Source organism: Palleronia aestuarii (genome assembly GCF_003253995.1).
Lineage (GTDB): Bacteria > Pseudomonadota > Alphaproteobacteria > Rhodobacterales > Rhodobacteraceae > Palleronia > Palleronia aestuarii.
In genome coordinates, this window is sequence record NZ_QKZL01000065.1 from 1 (window position 1) to 3866 (window position 3866).

A 3866-nucleotide genomic window follows, 5' to 3' on the forward strand; every position below is an offset into this window, starting at 1 on the left:
GCGTCGAGCATGCGCCCGGCCTCGCCCGAGACTTCCACCGTCTCTTTCGAGAGCTGGCTGATCTCGGCCGCCGCCTGCTGGCTGCGCTCGGCGAGCTTGCGCACCTCGGAGGCTACCACCGCGAAGCCCTTGCCGTGGCTGCCTGCCCGCGCCGCCTCAACCGCCGCATTAAGCGCCAGCAGATCGGTTTGCCGGGCGATCTCCTGGATGATGGTGATCCGCTCGGCGATCGTTTTCATCGCGTGCAGCGCATTGCCCACCGTCTCGCCGGAGCGGCGTGCGTCGTCGGCAGACTGGCCCGCGATCTTCTCGGTCTGCGCCGCGTTGTCGGCGTTCTGGCGGATGTTGGCGGTCATCTCCTCGACCGAGGCCGAGGCCTCCTCCACCGCCGAGGCCTGCTGTGTCGAGCCGGCGGAGAGCTGCTCGGCGGTTCGGTTCATACCCGCCGCTCCCGTGGCCACCGATGCGGCCGAGGCGGAGGCTTTGGAGATCACCTCGCGCAGCTTGAGCACCATGTCCCGGAGCGCGATCCCCAGCCGGTCGTCCACGGAGCGCGGCGTGACATCCGTCTCGAGGTCGCCGCCCGCCATCTTACGGGCTGCATCACTCATCGCGTCGAGATCGCGTGCGAGAGTGGCAGCTGCCTCTTTCACAATGCCGATCTCGTCGTTGCGCCGAGCGACGTCGTCGAAATTTACCGGAGCACCGTCCGCCATCATTTTCAACTTGCCGGAAACCTGGCGTAAGGGAACAAGCTGAGTTCTGATCCACCAAGCGAAGGCCGCCACCCCTGCCACGGCCAGAAAAGCTGCCGCAGCACCAATCACCCTTACACTACTTATCATTGCGTCATGCGCCGCAGCGATATCGTCCAAGACATGGAAAGTGGCAATCTTTTGCCCCGAGGCAGTTACGACCGGCACGGTAGTCGCGATGTTCATATTACCGTCTACACGGGTTGTGAGGCTGGCAAGTGTTTCCGAATAACGGGTCGGTGGCGTCCACGTTTCGGAAAGCCCGTCTGTTCGCGCCGTCTCGACACCCGCTTCGACCAGCACGACCTCGGCGGCCAAGGCCGAAGCGATGTCTTCAATCGCCTTGGACACGGCAAAGCCGACGACGCCGATCCCGGCAACATCACGACCCTTCAAGATCGGAAATGCGATCGAAATTCCGGACATGCCTGGTTCCAGTTCGGCCAAGCCGCTCGCTCGCCCACGGCTTTCGAGGCTTTCTCGGGAGACATCAGAGAAAGATGCGGGAGCCGAACCGGCAGGAAGGGAGACGCGAGGGGTACCGCTGAGGTCGTAAAGTGAGATATGAGAAACCTCGCCGCTTCCCGACATCCGGTTGAACGTACTGGTAAGCTGTTCGGTTGCTGTAGCGTAATCACCTGACACAAACGGACGCATCACGTCTCGCTCTCGACCGATCTGGAGCGCAGCGCCTTCAAGTACCGGTTCGTAACGAGACAGGATGGAACGAACGATCGAAGCCGTTTTCTGTGCGTTTCCCTCGAGCAGCAGATCCTGGCGTTCCAAGTCGATGAAAACGGCGGCTGCGCCCAGACAACCGGAGATCACTGCGGCCAAGGCCACCGACGCAAGAGTCAGTTTGGGAGTCAGCTTCATGAAAGTCGTCCCACCCAAAAAGGATAATTATTCTACCGGCAGACCTGCGGCTTCCCATGCCGGAAAACCTTCGCGCAAGTAGTTCACCTGCTCCCATCCCCAGGAAACGGCCATCTCGCTGGCCTGAGACGACCGCATGCACTCCTCGCCGTTACAGTAGATAACCACGGGCTCGGTCTTGGCCACGACCTCTGACAAGCTCTCTTCGGTGAAAGCCGTTTTCACGTCGAGATGCGCCGAAGTCGGTATGCGTCCCGCTTCGTAGTCCGAGGTCTTGCGAACATCGACGAAGACAACGCCTTCGTCGAACAGGACCGCCGCTTCTTCAGCGCTGACGGTTGTCGCACCCTCAATGTTCTCCGGAGAAGTTTCTGCGAGAACAGGGGTACCGATAGCGAGAGCAAGGAGTGATACGGAGAGCATTCGCATGATCGACCTCATATGAGATTAGTTTTCGAGATCGCTTGCTAATTTCCAATATTTAAAAACTGGTTATTCTTGGAATTGAACCGCTCCGTGGCTCTCGGCCTGATCCTATTAAGTAGTTCGGTTTCAGGTGTTCGGTCCTGATCAGGAGCCCCGTTTCTTTTTCCGTCCAAAGCAGGGTCCGCTCATGCACGGAGATGGGCAATGGAGCGCTCAAGGTTCAGCGAAGAACAGGTCATAGGCGTGCTGAAGGAGCAGGAGGCCGAAATGTCGATTGCCCACGCGTGCGGGACGCGCGGGGTCAGCACTGCCACGATCTGGAAAAGGAAGGCGCGCTATGGCAGGCTTGGGGTGTCAGAGGCGGGGCGGCTGACACCCCTCAACCGTCGAAGATGAGAACGGCAAGCTGAAGAAGCTGCTCGCCGAAGCCATGCTGGACAACGCGATCTGAAAGGATGTCGTGTCAAGGAGATGGCTGCGCTTAATGTGAAGCGGAGGGGCGGTTGCGCACGCCGTCGAGATCCACGGAGTGAGCCGGCGCCGGACGTGCAGAGTTCTGGCCGTGGATCGCTCCAGAGTGCGCTGTTGCAGCCTGCGCCCGGACAATGCCGAAGCCCGGCCGGCGATGAAGGCGGTCGCCACCGAGCGGCGGCGGTTCGGCTATCAGCAGATCCGCGTTATGCTCGAGCGCCAGGGGATCGTGATGAACCCGAAGAGGCTACGGTGGCTCTACCGCAAGGAAAGTCCTCAGGTGCGTCGCCGGGGCGACCGGAAGCGGGCTCTCGGGACACGGCGGCCATGCTGGTGCCGGATGCCCCGAACATACGCTGAGCCTCGATTTCGTCGGCGGTGTCCTAACCGATGAACGCCGGTGCCGGATTCTGACAGTGGTCGACGATCTCAGCCGAGAATCCCTGACCTCTGTCGCGGACCCGTCGCTCTCCAACCTGCGGGTCGCTCGGGATCTGAATGCCCTGATCGCGCAGGGAAGCCGGATGGCCATGGCGGTTTTCGACGACGTCACGGCACTGACTTTTATGGTCGTGATGTCATGGTGTCACCGCACCGGGGTCGACTGGCAGTACATCGCGCCCGGCGCGCCTATGCGAAACACGGGTTTGTCGAAAGGTCCAACGGGCGGCTGATGGACTAGCTCCTGAACAAGACACTGTTCGTGTCACTCACCGAAGCCCGGCGGAAAATCCGGATATGGCAGGGGAACTAAATTATCCCCGCCCGCTCTCGGGGCTCGGGGCTCGGGGCTCGGGAACATCCCGCCAGCCAAGTTCATGGCGAGGAACGGCTTGGCATACGTGCTGCTTAGCGCAAGACATCAATCGGCGGATTCTCCGTAGACCCGGAGGGAAGTTGGGGCTCAGGTCGCGATCAGCATTGTTTTCGAGGGTGCCTGACTGAATTTCCGCTTTCGCAGTGGGCCAGAGGTGCGCCCGCACCCGCAGCGAAGGTCCGCTTTCCGCCCTTCCTTACTCCGAGGAACGTCTACGATACGACGCTCCCCGAATGCCGACTTCGCGTCACATCAATGCAGCGTCGGCAGGCCTTGTTGCGCAAATCTCCTGACGGAGGGACTTCCCCTTTCTTCGTTTGAGGTCAGCCGACGGGCTGCGTGACGGGGATGCCGAGGGCGGTGAAGCGGTTGAGGATGGCGATGCGAACTTGGAGTTCGGCGGTCTGGCGGTCGAAGTCGCGGGACATGAGCTTCTGACCGAGGAGCTTCATGCAGTTCATCTTGGTCTCGACGCGGCTTCGACGGTGGTAGCCGGACCACCTTCTCCAGAGCGTCCGACC

The 3866-nt window shown here is 61.1% G+C and carries 4 protein-coding genes and 1 pseudogene; 2 read left to right on the forward strand and 3 right to left on the reverse strand.

Features of this window, described 5'->3' with window-relative positions; translation table 11 throughout:
• Together LX81_RS23235 and LX81_RS21625 are read right to left on the reverse strand one after the other, a co-directional pair.
• Positions 1 to 1631 (reverse strand): methyl-accepting chemotaxis protein (locus tag LX81_RS23235; RefSeq protein ID WP_272939512.1); only part of this gene is annotated, 1631 nt, incomplete at its 3' end.
• A 27-nt stretch (positions 1632 to 1658) separates the two neighbouring features.
• Entirely contained in the window at positions 1659 to 2060 is a 402-nt protein-coding gene (locus LX81_RS21625; protein WP_211322868.1) for a rhodanese-like domain-containing protein, read from the reverse strand.
• Between the two features lie 201 nt (positions 2061 to 2261).
• On the opposite strand from LX81_RS21625, the gene LX81_RS23480 reads away from it, so the two are divergent.
• On the forward strand, positions 2262 to 2453 hold the full coding sequence (locus LX81_RS23480) for a transposase (RefSeq protein ID WP_111539294.1): 192 nt from the start codon (positions 2262 to 2264) through the stop codon (positions 2451 to 2453).
• A 491-nt stretch (positions 2454 to 2944) separates the two neighbouring features.
• Positions 2945 to 3202 carry a hypothetical protein gene (locus LX81_RS21640; RefSeq protein ID WP_111539295.1) on the forward strand — a complete coding sequence of 86 codons (258 nt, stop codon included), beginning with the start codon at positions 2945 to 2947 and terminating at the stop codon, positions 3200 to 3202.
• Between the two features lie 466 nt (positions 3203 to 3668).
• On the opposite strand, the pseudogene LX81_RS21645 reads toward LX81_RS21640, so the two are convergent.
• Positions 3669 to 3866, reverse strand: a pseudogene (locus LX81_RS21645) (IS5/IS1182 family transposase); the annotation flags it as partial.